A 17,449-nucleotide genomic window follows, 5' to 3' on the forward strand; every position below is an offset into this window, starting at 1 on the left:
TATTTCCGCAAGAAACGGATCCGAGACTTTTACAAGATCCCGTATTCTTAGGTTTCTATTTCGGACTCGTTCTTTTTTCCTCCGTAAAATCTGGAAATCGACATGATCATTCCCGTTCCGACTCCGGCCGCGTGTGTGTAGAACAGGTTTACGTCTGAGAAAACCGCAGAAGACATGATATCCGACAGGGTATTCAAATTAAACATTCGATGCACCTCCTCTTTTATTTTCAAACATGAACTGAAGAGAAGTTTAGCGCGTTTCCGAACGGGATGCATCGGCAAATATAATTGAAAATTTTTGAAATTATAAAAATCAGAATATTCTATTTTAGAATTTAATTTAATCGGAAGTAGATTCTATCAAATCTAGATTCTTTGCCGAGTTTTTGAACTCCTTAGTTTTTCAATTGAACGTCGCGGGAGGAACGATATTGGAGCATTCTCGGTTGTGATGCTCTGAATTGTTTCGGAGACATTCCAGTTTCCTTATAAAACGCCTTATAAAAAGAAGAATTGGAATTAAAGCCGACGGCGATCCCTACGGAGACGACCGAACGGGTAGGATCGTTGATCAGCATCGACTTGGCTTCTTCCACCCGGAATTGATTGATGTAGTTGTTAAAGTTGATACCCAAATGATTGTTGAGAAAAAAAGAAAGCTGATGAACCGAGATTCCAAGTTCCTCCGAAAGATCCGGAAGACGGATGTCTTCGTCCAGATAAATCCTTTCTTCTTTTACAATGTATGCGAGTTTTTCTTCCAACGCGTGAATATCGATATCGTGGAGAAGGGAGCGTTTGGCGAGATTCTTACCCGTTTCCGCGCCCTGGAAGTCCATCATCCTTGGAAAGAGAAGCGTCATAAAATAATAAAAGACAACAACAAAGGTCGTATGAACGCTAGAAAGCAGAATCAAAAACTTGTTTTCCAGAAGAATTCCGGCGATTTCCAGAGGAATACAAAGCGAAATCGTAATCACTAAAATAAGAACGATTCTAAAATTCACCTGAGAAAGAAGATATTCCCTATCTCTCCAGATATTTGCGATCGCAAATGCAAAATACACGAAAACGTAAAGATCCGCCGCAAAAAGAAAGAATTCGAGTTCTTTGCCTCCGGGTTGCTCATAGAAGGTGGCAATCGGAATCGCGAGTAAAAAAGGCCCTAAAAAGTTCCAATAGTAGAAAAGAGGGAGCTCGGTGTGCTTGCGAAAAATCATGCAGGAAATCAAAAAAACGAAGGTTCCGCTTGCGGCTAACGCGATGATATCGATCAAAAACAAAAGTTTCGAAAGCCAAAGATGACTAACCAAAAGGAGACTTTCCTCGTCGATTGCTTGGAAAATGGCAGTTAAAATCAAAACATAGGATATGAGATGATCGATTTGTCTCTTTGCGCGAATCCAATTGCCGATGCCCAAAATCAACGCGAACCCGGCGCCAAATCGTATGAGACCGATCAAGGTCGTTTCATTGAAAACTAAATCTAAATTAATATTCACCATAACTCTTCATGTTCTAATTTTGATATTTTCTGATTTCTTTGTATGAAAAACTAAAGCAAATCTTTTATAAAATCAAAATCGACTGAATTCTAAATTTTGAAAAGAAGAAATTAAATTTTAAAACGAATTCCATTTTGTCTTATTAATTTTTTGAAAAATAGTTCATTCTATTATGCGAATTTTCGAATTGAGTCGAGACTTTTCGATACAATATAAAAAAAGAATATTATGGTATTATTGTAGTCTCTGATACAGATTGATAAAACTGAATTATTTGTCGGAACAATATCGAAATGAATTTTAAAAACATTCCATGCAAGGACACAGAAAATGCTTTTGTTGATTCTGATTATAATGTGAAAGCTAGCGTTTTTTAAAAGGTGATCGCTCCAAAATTTATTCGAATCGAAATTCTTCAAATGAAATCAGCCGATCAAAATTTAGAGAATGAGACTTTTTTATTTCGTAACTCAAAAAAAGAAGAATTGTTTTTTGCCTTTTGCAAGAATCTAGTTTTACAAAATGAGATGAACCGCAAGGATCCGTGCTTAGGAGTTTGCAAAAAAACGTCTCATTTTTGCGAATTTGAAATCTTTGGGGTCAAAGAAGAATGCCGGCTTCAGTTTATATTCTGGAAAGCCATTGGAAGTCGGCGCATTCATTGGATTCTTTCCATGAATATTTCGGAAATGGAACTCGGTTTGCTTTTGGAGGACCCTATCTTTTTTCAAAGAATCAAATTTTGATCCATTCCTCTCACTTGAAAAAATCGAAAATTAGAATTCTTCTCTGAAATGATAAAAAGACCTAAATCGGAATTCCCTATCCCTTAGGTTATAAATTGAAATGAAAGAGATTGATATTACTGTAAAATCTTAGAATGCTTTCTCGATTTCATGATGTTCCGTTGGATCGTGACCTGGATTCTCGAACCTACAGTTATGCTTTATATAACTTTGGCGGAGAACTTTTGTATTCGGATATGGAATACGATTCTGTCTTGAAATCGGATTCTAAATTGAATCGAGCGATCGATAGATTTTTAGAATACGGAAATATTTACGCGCACGGGGCGGGGGTTCGGAAGCTGAGGACGGATCGCCGGATCCAATTGGTAGTCCGCTCCGCCTTAGATCGTGTTTATAAGATCAATTTTGAAATCAACTCCAAAAGTAAGGTTGTATTTGTGCATATCGAATCGACTACGCAGGCTTCCATCAATTTCGAAAAACATCGATTGCAAAAATTTCGTTCTCTGAGAAATAGTCTTCTTCGTTCTCTTAAATTGCATAGTACATACTTTTATCTCGTAAACATCGAAATTTACAACCATCCCTTTCTCCATCAGTTTGAAAATCAGATCTATGAGGCCGTTTTCTTGGACTTGCACGCGGAGTTTTTGACGATCACGAATTCCCAGAATTTGGGCTTTCGAGTTTCTGCGAATCAAATTTTTTTCTCGTATCAGATCAACAAACCGGACGTGGACATCAATTGGATTCCTTCTAGCTTGATATCTTATATGAAAAATACGATTCAAGTGGAGGGGAACGAATTTCATCTCAAACTTTCAATCGGAGGATATCATACGACCGAACTCGATACGACTCCTCTTCAAATTCTTCGAGGGCTTAGAAACAATCTTAATCAAGTGATCGAATATCCGTTCAGCCGTTACGCGACCGAAAGTCAAAATGATTCTTCCCAGATGATCGCAACGTATTTGTCTTTGAGAAATTCGGTTCATAAAAAAGAACTGCTTCTCCATTATCAGCCGATCCTTTCCGCCGAGACAAGAACCCTTCATTCTCTGGAAGCGCTTTCTCGTTGGAACCAATCGGAAAAAGGAATGATCAGTCCCGATATTTTTATTCCACTCGCGGAAGAATCCGGTTTGATCAGCTCTATCGGGTCCTGGGTGATTCATAACGCGTTTCGTGATTTTATGGAGCTGAAAAGGCGTTGTCCGAATTCGGATTTTATCTGCTCCATCAACATTTCTCCGTTCCAACTTAAAAATCCGGAATTTGCGGATAATCTCATATTCTATTTTTCTAATTTAACTCTTTCTCCTTCGTCGGTAATTTTGGAAATTACGGAAAGTAGATACGAAGAAACTCCGTTGATCATCGAGCAGATGTCGATTCTCAGAAAGTTCGGATTTCAGATTGCGATCGACGATTTTGGAGTGGGAAACTCTAACTTTTCAAGGATTGAGAAGATCGAAAGCGATTACGTGAAGCTGGATAAAAGTCTAATCTTAGGTACGGATTCGAACCCGAGTAAAAGAAGCGTTCTAAGAGCGATATCCCAAGTTTTACTTTCACTCGGTAAAAAAACCGTTTTTGAAGGAATTGAAAATTCTACATTGGAAAAAATTGCGATTGATTGCGGCGCTAATTATTTGCAGGGATTTCTCTATGGAAAACCTTCCAATCTTTACGATCTTCCCTTTCTTACGTTAACCGGCGCTTCGAAGTGAAAATGTTTTTTGAATTGAAATTCTAAAAGATTAAATAGGATTCGAGTAGTTCCGGATGAGTTACTTCTGAATCCTCAATCTATTAAACTTTAGAATAATGCTGTATCGAATCGCATTCCTAAAATAATACTTCGTTTAACAGCGAATAGTAAACTTGGACGCCATTCTTAAAAAAGTGTTCCTGTTATAGAATGCGGGGAAGATTTTCGGGAATCCGTTATGCTTGAACGCGATCGATCTTCGGATTAAAAATAAATTATATTCGATCTAAAAATTTTATTTATAATAGCGCATAACGTAGAGTTGATAGAAAAATATCTACGGCTAAATTCGAAATACGAATTGGAAAGTTGCGCAAAATAATAAAACCAAAGATTTTGAGCGGGGTAGCAAATGCAGGTTAGCAGCGAATTCGTTATATTTGATGGGGAAGAAACTTCTACCAAGGTGATGTGGATTAAACTTTCCGGTGTCGTTGACAACCGTTCTATTATGAGCGTAAGAGACGTGATTTTATCGATTTTGGACGATTTTTCGGGGATTTACATTCTTGATCTAAATCGGATCGAAAACGAGGAATTCCCTAATCTTACCAATTTTCGAAAGATGATCGCGGATTCCATCCGCGCAAACCAAAACTGCATTCTCCTTTCCGAAAGTAAAAAGCTGGAATTGTGGATCGAAAACTATGCGATCTTCAATGGAACGCATTTGGCGAAGGTTCCGGACGAATTGAATCGCTTGATTCGGGATAAAGTCGAGGAGGACCTTCTTTTCTCGCAAAAATCTTCGGAAGAGCCGGATATCCGGTTGCATTTGGATTATTTGATTCAGGACGGTTCTTGATCTAAGTTTGATTTTCTATCGATTTTAGAGAGTAACGGAATATTATGTAAATTAAATGTGTTTGAGCGATTTACCTACTGCTCGCGATTGAGAGTAGGTGTTTTCCTTTATTTTTCCTTCGAGTTTTAATAACTCAATCCTTTGTCCGCTGCGGCGTCTAAATCGATCGTCATGGAGATGAGCTTGTCCAATCGAGTGAGTTCGAAAATTTTCATGATCGAACTCGGAATCGAATAGAGGACCAAGCCTCCCTTTACCTGTTTCATCAGTCGAGCCTGAGTGCTGATCAAGACCGCAAGACCGGAAGAATCGATATGAGTCGTTTCGGAAAGGTCCAATAGTAGGACGTTCGCGCCTTCGTCGATCTTTTCCGAAAAAACGTCTTTTAATTTTTTAGAGGAAAAAATATTAATTTCTCCTTTGGCTTTGATAACGCCGATATTCGGTTTGAGCATTTGCTGGACGTGAGAATTGGATACGATCTCAACGAAAAGTTCGTCTTTCGAGTTATTGCTTGTTGTCATAGTATTTTCCTAAAAGTTGATGTTGATTTTCATTTCGATTTTTTGATCTTTCCCAGTCGACGGATCTAATAATGGACGCTCCGTTTCGTGAAATAACAACTCGTAAGTAATCGGGAAAGCGAGAAGAGTCGTATTCAAAATATAATTGATTGTTAGAGAGAGTAAAAAGATGTGATTCAGTTGTTTGTGTTTTTGAAATCCGTTGTTCTCGGACTCGAACCACAAAAACGAACCGTTGTCCTGAGGGATCAAAGTCGGCTGCTCGGATTTTGATTTTTTAGCCGCTATGAATTCATGGACGGCTCCGGCGGCAAAGAAGGCGGTCAAACCCATCAGAGAATATCCGGATTTAAGGTGTCCTTGTTTTTTTAGATAATACCCCGGGATTAAATAATCGATGAAAGTGATGGAAGTTAGGTTCTTCGAATTTTCATCGGAATCCTTTTTGGATGTTTCGTTTAGGACGCAGGTAAGAGTCTGAATTTCCTTTTTTAAAATTTCGATCGGAGCTTCGGAAGATTCTTCCCGAATGAAGATGGATTCTCCATCGATTCTTTCGATCTTGGAAAGGAAGTTTCGATTTCGCTCCGAAACGATCCGGACGGGCAGGTCGAGCTGAGAAAGTTGTTCGAAGATTTTAGAGGAAGGCGCTTCAATTGTAAAATCCTTCAGATCTTGCAGAGGAATTCTTAAATAACGATTTGTTTCATCCATATAATAAACGGTCAGTGAATTCAGTTTGAGAAGTTTTAAACCGCATTTCTTTTCGGATTCTTTTTTTGAGGTAAAACAAAGACCGTTACCCGTTTCTTCAAAAAAGAGTTCTAAGATTTCCCTTTTTTCGATCTTTCTTTCCGCTCCGTCGGTGATGATTACGATATGGTCGGTTTGCCCGTCCGAATCCTTCCATTGGCCCGTTACGATTTCTCCCGTTTTTAAGACGACGCGATGCGCCTCTATTTGCATCGATAGAAAGAAGATAAGAGCGACGAACGCAAAAATTTGATTCATTTGGATAACTCAATTGTGATCGAAGAGGTCAGATCGATTTTCTTTTGTGTTTTATTTTCGATCAGAGTGATGGACTGATCGTCTTCGAAGATAGCTTTTTGAAAGGGAATTGACTTTGAATCTTTTACGAATTTCAATTTGGAATTCCGAACCGTTTTTTTTTCAAGAGTGATGGATTGGATCGTATAAGTCGGAAGTGTGATCGGGAAATGAGTGGAAAACAATTTTGTCCTGTCACCGTCGATGAGAATTCGTTCCCCGTAAACGGGAGGCGCGCCGGAGATATGAACCGCGATGTAATTTCGAATTTCGGCGGCCTTCGCTTCGGCTTCGGCTTTTTTTAGGAAGGCTTCGGAATTGGCGATCACTTCCTGCATTGGAGCTTTTAGATTCTCTTTGGAAGAATCGGATTCTTTCGTATTTTTCGGTTCTTCTTCGAAGTGTTTTAGTTTTTCAGCGGAACTTCGGATCACGTTGGCTTCGGAAACGTCTCCGAGTCGTTCGGCGTTCTTATCCGATATCCTTGCGATTTCGCTTCCCGCGTTGTAGTAGTGCCCCAACATCAAAAGACGCCGGTTGGCTTTGATCGCGATCTCTTTGTCCTTATCGGAAAACGCGAGTTTTGCATATTCTCCGATCGCCTCGTTTTGATTTCCCGTTTTTTCGTGAGAATAGGCTCGGAGGTATTTCATTTCCGCGGAATGGAGTTCGATCTTTGCGCCTTCTTCCAATACTTTGGCGTAATTTCCCTTCGCAAAATACGCGCGGATTTTCGCCTCGGGACTGTCGAAGTTGGCTTCGATTTCCTTTGTATTCTCCTTGGATTTGAGAATGACTCCCGTTAGGATTTCCGCGTCGTTTGCGAAACTGCTCCCCGGATTTTTTTCCAGGACCTTCTGCAAATCCTTGATGGCGGCGTCGAATTCTCCCTGAGCCGCGAGACAAAAGCCTTGGTGCAAAAGGATAAATCCGCTTTCTTCGCTTCCCTCGGGAAAAAGAGAAAGTGTTTCCGAATATGTGTTGTAAGCGTCTTTGTAAGCCTGATTTCTTTCCAGACGAAACGCGCGTTCTAAGGCTCGAATGTTGGAAGAATTCAGTTCGAAGTGAATCGGAGGTTTACCCGTCAAAAAACGAACCGCGTTGATCAGCCCGGATCCGAAATTCTGCCAAAAGGTAGTTTGAAAAGAAGGAAGTCCGTCGCTTTCGATGAGAGAACTTTGGAGGTTGTTGAGGTTCATCTCGGCGCGCAGGTTTTCTTTGTTGGAAAGAATACTTTCGAATTTCGATCTCAGAATATCGCTGGAAAAAGAAAAGTTAAGGACCTTTCTTTTTTCGAGAATCACTTTGAGTTCGAAAAGTTTGGTATCGAGTACGATCAAACCGAAACACAGAATCGCCAGAAAGCCGATGATCGCGATGAGGGCGCTCTTTTTCATTCTTAAGAAATCTCTAATATTCCAAAAGTGACGTCGTCGGGAAAATGATTTGCAAAAGAATGAAGATCGGAACGTAGACGAGACATCAATTCTTCCGAAGGAAGTTCGGCGTGTTCTCGAAAGGTTTCCAGGAGACGATCGTCTCCGAATTGTTCTTTAGCGGGATTTTCCGCGTCCAAAATTCCGTCCGTATAAATGAGAATTTTGTCTCCCGGTTCCGTTTTGATTTTAAGAACCTTGTACGGATCGGGGATTCCGATTCCCAAAACGAATCCGGTCGAATTTAAGGAAAGAATCGTCCTCTTTGTTTTGCGAAAGTAATAGATCGGATTGTGACCGGCGCTGCAGAAGTAGGCGAATCCGCCTTTTTCGAAAAGAAAAAAAATTCCGGTCGCAAAGAAGGTCCCTTGCAAGGTTTCGAACAAATTTTCGCTGAGTCGATTGAATATTTCCGCAGGATTGATCGTTTCCTTTAGAATGTCCTGCATATTGTAGTGAATGATGGAAGTGATCAACGCCGCCGAAACTCCGTGACCGGTCGCATCCGCCAAGAAGAATGCCGTGCGAGTTTCGTCGATTTCGATAATATCGTAGATATCCCCGCTTACCTCGCGCATCGGTTGGTAATGAACGTCCGCGTGGAGCAAAGGAAATCGTTTTCTCTTACCGGGAAGAAAACATTCCTGTACGTTCTTTCCGATTTCCAATTCGGTTTGAATCTGGGTATTTTTGAGATGCAACGCGTCGAACTGGGAAGCGATCCGTTCCGCCATTCCGTTAAAGGTATTTCCCAAAACGTCCAACTCGTCCTGTGCGGATCGATTCCACGAAACCCTCGCGTTCAAATCCCCGGTCGCCATCGTTTCGCTGACTTCCTTGAGAAGAAAAAGCCGGATAAAAATTTTACGATAGAGAAAGATTCCGAAAAAAATATGAAACGCAAAACCCCAAACGAGCAAAAGTCCGAGCTGAATGTAAAGAGAACGAAGACGATCGATCATCTCCCGCATTTTGATCTCGGAAATGAGAAACGTCTTCGGATTGAGAAAAAAAATCAGATGAACGATGAACTGGTCCGTATCCAATTCGATATCGTAAGAAGTGTTGAGCGCGGCCTTGGCGCTCGAAATCTTGCCGAGTTTCGACCGAAGATCCGAGAACGGGGAAACAACTCCGTTGGAAAGGAGGATCTTCGTTTTTTCGAGAGAAGTGTCCTCGATTTCCAAAACGGAAAAATTGCTGAGACCGATGCTGAAAAGTTTACTCTGAAACTCGTTGATCTGGGAAGGATTTTGATAATCGACATGGCCGAAGGATTCTATCTTTTTTAGAATTTCTTTCGCGACCCGATCCGATTCCAGAGTAAAATTCGAAATCAAAAGATCTGTTTGATTTTCGAAAATCATAACCGCGACAAATGTAAGATTTACTACGGTCAAGATCGTATAAATAACGATAATCTGTAGTCGAAGGGACTTCTTCATGATCGAAATAGATTATCGTTTTTATAATTTCAAAAATCATTGCATTCTATAAACTGGCCTCTTTTGTTTTTGTTGACTTTGAATGCAGAACTCAGTCTGCATTCAAAGTCAATTCTTGCATTCGATTCTTACCTAAGAACCAATAGTAGAGAGTGGGAACCGCAAATCGGCTGAGAATCGTCGCCGCGATTTCTCCGAAGATCAAGGAGACCGCGAGTCCTTGGAAGATCGGATCCAAAAGCATGATCGCACTTCCTACTACGACGGCGGACGCCGTGAGAAGCATCGGTCGGAAACGAACCACACCCGCGTCTATCACCGCTTGTTTGAGAGGTTTTCCAAAACGAATCTCCGATTCGATAAAGTCCACGAGAATGATCGAATTTCGAACGATGATTCCCGCTCCCGCGATAAACCCGATCATCGACGTCGCTGTGAAATACGCCCCGGTAAACCAATGTCCCGGTAGAATTCCGATCAAAGAGATCGGAATCGGCGCCATGATGATCAGAGGTAGGAAATAATTTTTAAACCAACCGAGGACGAGGACGTAGATGAGGATCATCACGAGCGCAAAGGCTCCTCCGAGATCTCGGAAGACTTCGTATGTGATAAACCATTCTCCGTCCCATTTTACGAAAACTTGATCCGTGTTGCGCGGCGTTTCGGCGGTTCCCGTCGGGTAAAGAATTTTCGGAGCCAATTTTAGAATCCCGTAAACGGGAGCTTCCTCTTCTCCGTAAAATTCGCTCGTGACGTATTCCACCGATCTCAGATTTTTCCGGTTCAACGTAAGATTCTCACGAACATAAGAATTCTTTAATACACTTTCGGAAGGGATCGATCCGCTTTCCATGGAAGAAACCGTCATCGGACGAAAGGGCGACTGCGAAGATCGAATTCTATCCGAGACGGAAAGATCGACCGTGATCTCCTCCGGATGAACCGCTTCGGACAAGGAAAGAATCGGAGTCTCCGAAAAAAGAAATTGTCCGTCTCTTGCGATCGTTTCCGAACGAACTCCCAAAACTCCTCCTAGATTGGAATCGAAAGGATAAACGATCTTCGGTCTTCCCGGTCGTAGACTCGAATCCAAATCGGCGACTCCGTCTTGTTCGGAAAGAATTTTGTGAATTTCCGCGGCGGTCTTTTTTCTTTCCGTTTCGTTCGGGCCGTAGATCTCGGCGACAAACGTCGCGAGTACGGGAGGTCCGGGAGGAATCTCCAATACTTTTGTGACCGCGTTTTCCATTCTTCCGAAGTTTGCGATCTCTTCCCTCAAAGATTCTATGATCTCGTGACTTTTGATCGAACGATGTTCCTTGGATTTGAGAACCACGTGAAGATCGATCTGCCAATCGGACTTTCTGAGGAAGCTGTGTTTGACCATTCCCGAAAAAGAGAAAGGAGCCGCTTCACCTCCGAAGATCTGAACCTTTTCTACATTCTCATTTTTTAATATTCCTTCCACGAGAATTTTGGATCGATCGACGCTCTTGACGAGAGGAGTTCTCGGATCGAAGTCGATCAGCACTTGAAACTCGTCTTTGTCGTCGAACGGAAGCATCTTTACCTTTACGGCTTTGAACGCGACCAGAGAAGAGGCAAGGAGAAGAAGTCCTACTATTCCCGCCCCGAATTTGATCGAGTTCATCTTCGACGCGAGCAGCCAGTTTACGATTCGGATATAGATCTGATCCAGTTTGGAAACTTTTTCTTTCTCGGAATGCGAGTGAGCCGTTTTCAAAAGCCGAACGCTGATCCAAGGCGTTACGATAAACGCGACCAGCAAGGAAAGGATCATTGCGAGACTCGCGCCGACGGGGATCGGTTTCATATACGGACCCATAAGTCCTCTCACAAATGCCATCGGAAGAATCGCGGCGATCACCGTAAACGTCGCGAGAATCGTCGGATTTCCCACTTCGGAAACGGCCGCAATCGTGGATTCTAAGATCCCGCGTTTCGGATTTTCCTTGAGATGTCGTTCTATGTTTTCAACGACCACGATGGCGTCGTCGACAAGAATCCCGATCGAGAAGATAAGCGCGAATAACGTGACTCGATTGAGAGTGTAACCCAAAAAATAGTAAAGCGCCAAGGTCAAAGCCAGGGTCACGGGTATCGCGACCGAAACCACGATCGACGCTCGAAATCCCATCCAGAGCGCGATGAGAATGCTCACCGAAATCGTCGCGATCAAAAGGTGTTCGATCAATTCTTTTGATTTAGCGTCCGCCGTGGAGCCGTAGTCGCGGATCACCGACATCTTTACGTCTTGCGGAAGACGTTTCCCGAAACTTTCTGCCCTTTCCAGAAGTTCTTTGGAAAGCGGGACCACGTTGGTTCCCTTTCTTTTGGAAAAGCTGATCGTCACCGAGTTTCTTTCCTTCCCGTCGATCGTTTTATCATAGAGCACGGATTCCTTGTTTCTTTCCTGCGCTCCTTCCAAAATTTCAGCGACGTCGGAAACCCGGATCACTCTGCCTCCCCGTTGTGCGACCGGAAGAGAACGAACGTCCTCCAATTTTGAGATGGTCGTTCCGACTTCGACGTCGTATTTTTTTTCTTTCCCCCAGTTTTGCCCGACCGGAAGAAAGGTATCGTTGAGTCTTAGAGAATTTGCGATGTCGGAGACGCTGATCCCGGAACGATTCATTCTCGAAGGATCCGCGATCACTCGTACCGATTTTTTTCTTCCTCCCAACAGTTCGACCTTGGAAAGATCGGGAGTTCCTGAAAGGTCCCGCGCTAAAGGAGCGACTAACGTTCGCAGGGAATAATCGTCTCTTTGATCGGAACTGAAAGTAAGAGCCAAAAACGGAACGTCGTCGATCGTCAAGGATCGAACCGTCGCCGGAGCCACGTTAGGCGGAAGCTCCCTTTGGACTTCCATGAGTTTGTGGTGAATTTTGACGAGAGAAGGTTCCAAAGGTTGACCGACTTCGAAACGGACGGTAACGATAGCGTTGTGATCCCCGCTTGCGGAATAAACGTATTCCACTCCTTCCAATCCCCAGACCGCTCTTTCAACGGGCTCCGTTACCTTACGTTCCACTTCGTAACGGCTGAAACCCGGAGCCGAAAGTTGAATGTCGATCATAGGAACCGAGATCTGCGGTTCTTCTTCTTTCGGAGTCAGATATACCGCGATGATCCCTAAAAAAAGACTCGAGAAGATTAGAATCGGAGTGAGCTTGGAATGAACGAATGCAAGCGCGATCCTTCCGGCAAATCCGGTTTTTTGTGATTGTTTATCTTTCATTGGAATTTCCTCTTTTTGCGTAGATAGAAAGTTCGCCTCTAATTCTCAGATATTCCGATTCGGAGGCCGTTTTCATTTTGAGAAGATTTACCATCGCGGAAAAAGATTCAGCGAGTTGGGGCGCTTGGATCGTTCCGTTGCGGAAAAGTTTTTGGGAAACCTGTAATTGTTCCTCTTGGAGTCGCACCGATTCGTAGATGGATCTTAGATTTTCCGAAAGTGTTTTCTCTTGTTGGATAAGAATTCTAAAATTACTTTCCTCTCTGAGTCTGATCTCTTCTGATTTTTTTTTCGCACCTTCGGCTTTCGCTTTGGCCTCGTCTAACGCGCCTATGTCGGTCGGACTCAGCAGATTCATCTGCAGATAGATTCCGGCGTTGTAAGAATTTGCAAAGTTTCGATTTCCGTCGTAGGCGTAAGTTTCCGCGTAAGCCGCCACCTTAGGTAAGAATTTTGATTTTTCCGAAGTTACGGATTCTTTCGCACCTTCGGCGTAAGCAGAATACGCGTCGGCGAGCGGAGTATGACCGGATTCTTGTTCGTTAGGAAGAGGGAGATATTCTTCCACAAATTTAAGAAGAGTGTTTTTTTTCGGCTTAAAGTCCGCGGGCAGATCGACCGCGAGAAAATGAAGAGTTTCGTCCGCGCTTTGTCGAACCGTCTCCGATTCTTTTTTAGAAACATCTAATATGAGTTGCAAGGATTTCAGAGCCAGGGAACCCGAAAATCCGACGAGATTGGATCGGTTTCCGATCTGATATTGGCTTAAGAAGTCGGAGATTTTTCGGCGAAGATTTTCGGCGATATTACCGTTTTCTTCGGCAAGGAGAATCGATTGATAAGCGACCGCCGCGTTAGAATATTCACGAAAACGAATATATTTTTCCTCGGCGTGAACGGCGCTCAATCGTTTCTCTTGGATGAGGGACGCGGAAGATTTAGCGCCCCCTTCGTAGAGAGGAAGTTCGATCCCTAAGGTTCCTCTTGCGTAGGTTTGAGAACCCGGATTGTTTAGAGTATCCTTCGCGAAAATATTCGCCGTATTGGAATTCAAACCGGTGTAGGGTTGATTATTCGCATCCAAAAAGTTGGAAGGTTGAGAACGTACGCTTGCTGTGGAGAAGTCCGATTGGGTCGCCGATCTTTGTCCGAGTTTTCCCATAAAATTCAGAGCCGGATCGTTTGTCTGATAGGAGCGAACGTCCGCGTAGACTTTGGGAAGCCAGTGTTTTTTAGCTCGATCCTTTGAGATCTCTGCAGCTTGAACTTCGAGAGCCTTTGATTTCAAGTTGGGCGCTTGTGTTTGAATTTTGGTCCAGACTTCGGAAAATTCGAGCACGTTTTCGGCGGAAACCTCGCCCCAAAAGGGCGAGGCAAGAAAGGCGATCAGAATCGGAAGAATTCCTAAGAAGGATTTCATCTTCTTTCTCCTTGGGTTTCCCGCAAAGAGGGAACTCCGCAGCTTTTCAGGATCAGCGACATTGGACAAAATCCCGCGAACGCAAAAAGGATCATGTTGATTCCGACAAGGAAATTCAGAACGAACCCCCATTGGTTTACAAACATCCCTAAAGTGACGCCGATCAAGGACACGGTCCCCGCGATCAAAAAAAGCAGCCTTTCTCTATACCAACTATTCATCTCATTCTCCTCTATATACCCCGGTGGGTATATAATAATTGACATACCCACCGGGGTATATGTTTTTGAAAAGCCGATTTTTTATTGTTTAAAAAAAAGAAGGATTTTGGGTCGAGACGGAAGCGGTTCGGGATTTTACCAATTTTTCGGGCGAAAAATATCGGCAAAAAGGTCGGAATTTACACGGTTTGGATCCGAATATGATTTGGGTTCGATTCAGATTCGGACCTTCTGCTCGAAAATTTATAAAATAAAATTTGAAATCGCAGCAGAGAAGTGCAAACGGATTCTTAAATAAAAAACGAAACCTCTGATATAAAAATGAATCAGAATGGCAAGATAAGCCGTTCTGAGATCGTTCTGATTTTTGAGGTCAAAGAAAAAAAGCGGCTTTGATCGCGGTTCGAATGTTTTCCATGTTCGGCTTTTTCTTATTTTCGGTCAGGCAACGGTCCATGTATTCTTGGACATAGGCCTCTCCGAATTTTTTAATCGCCTGGCTTGCGGCCTTCAATAGAAGAAGTGTTTTTTCACAGTCCATAGAGTCGTTTAAAAGACCTTTTTCCACAGCGTCCAATTGACCCTTGATTCTGTGGATTCGATTGATCAGAAGCTTAGAATCGTTTTCCGTCGTCATAACCATATACCATACGGGGTATATTCGTCGTCAACAGGATTAATATGAGTTTTAAGTCTAAAGCGCGATCTTCAAAAAAAGATAAACGCGTTCGGTCGAGGGAAATTTTTTAGGAAGAAAAGAAAACGAACCGAGGACAGCCGAAATTCTTAAAACCCTCGGGATATTTTAGATCGAATCGGAGGAAGCCGAACGAAAGACCGCATCCACGATGATCGGGAGATCGTCTAACGCGGAAATTTTCCCAGTGAGTTTCCAAGTATGAAGCACTCCCTCGTAACACGCGAAAACCCTTCTCGCCATAAGTTTTGGATCCGCTTTTTTGGAAACCATTCCTTCCTTTTGCCATTCTCCCAAATAAGACGACAAGATGTCTATCGTCTTCAGGGACACTCTCTTGGCCTCCTCGGAAATGGAATGAGAAGTGGAGGCGATTTGCGCCACGGTATTCGCCATCGGACAACCGGCGAAAGCGCTGTTGCGTGTTTGTCTTCTTAAAATCTGGGTCCAAGCCCGAATGAATTCCTGAGGATTAGAGGATCTTGATTTTAGTTTTTCCAAGAGCACAAGTTGTTCTTCTCCGTAGAATTCTATATAAGCTCGGCCTAGATCGTCTTTGGACGGGAAGTGATCGTAAAAGCTCGCTTTTGCGGTTTTGGATTCCTGGATGATTTGATTGATTCCGGTGTTTCCATAACCTTGAGACTGAAAGAGCCGAACTGCGGTTTCTAAAATTCTCGATTTTGGTCCGGATTCTCTGCTTGACATTTTTATCCTCTCGAATGAAATAGCAGACAGACTTGTCTGTTTTTACGCTATCCTCATTTCATAAAATGAGGAGAAGGAAGAAATTGCAAGTTCAATTTGGAGTTTTTATGACATCAACTGAAACCAAAGATACCGAATTTGTGGACGTTACGGGAATTGCGACGACTGTAGAACAGGCCGTGCTCACTCGTCATAGCATCCGCGACTATCAATCCAAACCGATCGAAGAGAAAGTTTTGCAGGATCTCTTTCAAAAATCGCTTAGAGCACCGAGTTGGAAAAACAGCCAGCCATGGAAAGTGCACGTTGTCAGCGGAGCGAGAAGGGACAAGATGGCAAATCTTCTTGTGGAAAGGGCTAAAAAAGGAGAACCGATTCCGGATACGGTTTGGCCGGCATCGTTTCCCGCGAACGCAAAGAAGAGGATGTTCGATCTCGGTATGAAAATCTACGGAGTCGCAGGAATTGAACGTAAGGACAAGGAAGCGAGAGACAACTTTATGCTTCGTAACTTTGAATTCTTCGGGGCTCCGACCGCGGTTTTTATCACGACCGAGTTTGAATTGAATTTTTACATCGCGCTCGACATCGGTTGTTATTTGAATACTCTGATGTTGCTCGCTCGAAGTTACGGTTTGGGATCTGTTCCTCAGGCTGCGTTATCCGCCTTTCCCGAGGTCGTACGATCCGAGTTGAATCTCTCCGAATCCGAAAAAGTCGTTTGCGGGTTGAGTCTCGGTTATCCAAAAGCGGACTCCGATCTCAATCGATTTCATACTCCGAGAGAATCGAGCGGAGATATCGTTACGTTTTATTGATAGTAAACATTCTCCCGTCGATTCTTTGTCGCGGGAGAATCGGATTTAGGTTTTGGAACAAGAGCCAATCTTTGAAACGAAACGAACCTGCCATAGATTGTGTCATCCATCTTTCCGAATGAAAGAGAGGCTTTTTGGAAAAATCGGTCGATCATTTTCCGAGAAATTCGGATATGACCAAGGGACTTGATCATTTTGCATTAGCCGAGCTTTGCAAAAAAGCGTTTATCAAAAATAATTCTAAAACTGCGAAAACGAGCTCAAAAAGAAAGACCTTCCGGCGTTGGAAAGAATAAGATGGTCCTGGTAAAATCGATTTTTATTTTTACAATCCTCATTCTTTCCGAAACGGAGCTCAAGCTGATTTACGAACAGATCGAAACAAACTCGACCGCCTCACAATCGGAAAGAAAGTTCGAATACACTTTTGAAAATTCGAAAGAGGGCGCTCAATTTCTTTCCCAAAAGATGAAGGAAATCCGAGGAGTTTTCTCTTCGGACGAATGTATCATCAATCTTTCGCGGAGCGACGAAGGTTACTACGACAAGTGGGTTCGTGATACTCCGAAAAGTTTCGAAGGCATCGGCAGCCTCAATCATCTGCAACTTGCAAATCTTTGTAAAAAAGCGCACGGATACGACTGATTTCCGAATCAAAGCTCGGAAAGTCGGGCTTTATAAAACTAAAAATCTCCCGGTTTTGAATTGATTTTCCGGAGGAAAAATAAGAAACGATAGATCGAAGGTAATTCATTGCTCGGTATTTCCGTTATCTTATATCTTCTTACCACGATTTTGATCGGAGCGATCGCTTCCCGTTTTGTAAGCGATTCTAAGGATTACGTCCTCGCAGGAAGAAGGCTTCCTCTTTTTCTGGCATCTTCCGCCTTGTTTGCGACCTGGTTCGGCTCGGAGACATTACTCGGAGCTTCTTCTCGATTTGTGGACGAAGGAATTTTAGGAGTGATCGAAGATCCTTTCGGCGCTGCCCTTTGTCTTTTTCTGGTCGGTCTTTTTTTTGCGCGTCCGC

Annotated in this window: 15 protein-coding genes and 1 pseudogene; 5 read left to right on the forward strand and 11 right to left on the reverse strand. The window is 43.0% G+C overall.

Annotation, left to right across the window (positions count from 1 at the left end; translation table 11 throughout):
* Positions 1 to 47: 47 nt before the first annotated feature.
* Entirely contained in the window at positions 48 to 206 is a 159-nt protein-coding gene (locus tag CH376_RS24335) for a hypothetical protein (protein ID WP_165783648.1), read from the reverse strand.
* Between the two features lie 191 nt (positions 207 to 397).
* Positions 398 to 1,507 carry an AraC family transcriptional regulator gene (locus CH376_RS21125; protein WP_100786936.1) on the reverse strand — a complete coding sequence of 370 codons (1,110 nt, stop codon included), beginning with the start codon at positions 1,505 to 1,507 and terminating at the stop codon, positions 398 to 400.
* An 880-nt stretch (positions 1,508 to 2,387) separates the two neighbouring features.
* Between CH376_RS21125 and CH376_RS21135 the strand changes: the two genes are divergently transcribed.
* Positions 2,388 to 3,989: an EAL domain-containing protein gene (locus CH376_RS21135; RefSeq protein ID WP_100786938.1), complete on the forward strand. Its 1,602-nt coding sequence runs from the start codon at positions 2,388 to 2,390 to the stop codon at positions 3,987 to 3,989.
* A gap of 450 nt (positions 3,990 to 4,439) precedes the next feature.
* Positions 4,440 to 4,835 carry a hypothetical protein gene (locus CH376_RS21140; protein ID WP_100786939.1) on the forward strand — a complete coding sequence of 132 codons (396 nt, stop codon included), beginning with the start codon at positions 4,440 to 4,442 and terminating at the stop codon, positions 4,833 to 4,835.
* Between the two features lie 125 nt (positions 4,836 to 4,960).
* On the opposite strand, the gene CH376_RS21145 is transcribed toward CH376_RS21140, so the two are convergent.
* The 9 genes from CH376_RS21145 to CH376_RS21190 form a co-directional block, all read right to left on the reverse strand.
* Complete coding sequence (locus tag CH376_RS21145; RefSeq protein ID WP_100786940.1) at positions 4,961 to 5,359, reverse strand: STAS domain-containing protein; 399 nt, start codon at positions 5,357 to 5,359, stop codon at positions 4,961 to 4,963.
* 9 nt (positions 5,360 to 5,368) lie between these two features.
* Positions 5,369 to 6,370, reverse strand: a complete 1,002-nt coding sequence (locus CH376_RS21150; protein ID WP_100786941.1) for an LB_137 family protein — start codon at positions 6,368 to 6,370, stop codon at positions 5,369 to 5,371.
* Positions 6,367 to 7,806 carry a tetratricopeptide repeat protein gene (locus tag CH376_RS21155; RefSeq protein WP_100786942.1) on the reverse strand — a complete coding sequence of 480 codons (1,440 nt, stop codon included), beginning with the start codon at positions 7,804 to 7,806 and terminating at the stop codon, positions 6,367 to 6,369. Before CH376_RS21155 ends, CH376_RS21150 begins: the two co-directional genes overlap by 4 nt.
* A gap of 2 nt (positions 7,807 to 7,808) precedes the next feature.
* Entirely contained in the window at positions 7,809 to 9,290 is a 1,482-nt protein-coding gene (locus CH376_RS21160) for a SpoIIE family protein phosphatase (protein WP_100786943.1), read from the reverse strand.
* A gap of 91 nt (positions 9,291 to 9,381) precedes the next feature.
* Entirely contained in the window at positions 9,382 to 12,555 is a 3,174-nt protein-coding gene (locus CH376_RS21165; RefSeq protein ID WP_100786944.1) for an efflux RND transporter permease subunit, read from the reverse strand.
* Positions 12,545 to 13,975, reverse strand: a complete 1,431-nt coding sequence (locus tag CH376_RS21170) for a TolC family protein (protein ID WP_165781798.1) — start codon at positions 13,973 to 13,975, stop codon at positions 12,545 to 12,547. Before CH376_RS21170 ends, CH376_RS21165 begins: the two co-directional genes overlap by 11 nt.
* Positions 13,972 to 14,196 carry a YgaP-like transmembrane domain gene (locus CH376_RS21175; protein ID WP_100786946.1) on the reverse strand — a complete coding sequence of 75 codons (225 nt, stop codon included), beginning with the start codon at positions 14,194 to 14,196 and terminating at the stop codon, positions 13,972 to 13,974. The genes CH376_RS21170 and CH376_RS21175 overlap by 4 nt, the downstream gene beginning before the upstream one ends.
* Before the next feature lie 373 nt (positions 14,197 to 14,569).
* A complete protein-coding gene (locus tag CH376_RS21185; RefSeq protein WP_100786948.1) occupies positions 14,570 to 14,833 on the reverse strand; it encodes a metal-sensitive transcriptional regulator in 264 nt (87 codons plus the stop codon).
* Positions 14,834 to 15,001: 168 nt separating this feature from the next.
* Positions 15,002 to 15,601, reverse strand: a complete 600-nt coding sequence (locus CH376_RS21190) for a TetR/AcrR family transcriptional regulator (protein ID WP_100786949.1) — start codon at positions 15,599 to 15,601, stop codon at positions 15,002 to 15,004.
* 107 nt (positions 15,602 to 15,708) lie between these two features.
* On the opposite strand from CH376_RS21190, the gene CH376_RS21195 reads away from it, so the two are divergent.
* The 3 genes and pseudogenes from CH376_RS21195 to CH376_RS21205 all read left to right on the forward strand — a co-directional run.
* Positions 15,709 to 16,419, forward strand: a complete 711-nt coding sequence (locus CH376_RS21195; protein WP_100786950.1) for a nitroreductase — start codon at positions 15,709 to 15,711, stop codon at positions 16,417 to 16,419.
* Between the two features lie 297 nt (positions 16,420 to 16,716).
* Complete coding sequence (locus CH376_RS21200) at positions 16,717 to 17,064, forward strand: hypothetical protein (protein WP_100786951.1); 348 nt, start codon at positions 16,717 to 16,719, stop codon at positions 17,062 to 17,064.
* A 108-nt stretch (positions 17,065 to 17,172) separates the two neighbouring features.
* Positions 17,173 to 17,449 (forward strand): annotated as a pseudogene (locus tag CH376_RS21205) (sodium:solute symporter); the annotation flags it as partial.

Source organism: Leptospira adleri (genome assembly GCF_002811985.1).
Lineage (GTDB): Bacteria > Spirochaetota > Leptospiria > Leptospirales > Leptospiraceae > Leptospira > Leptospira adleri.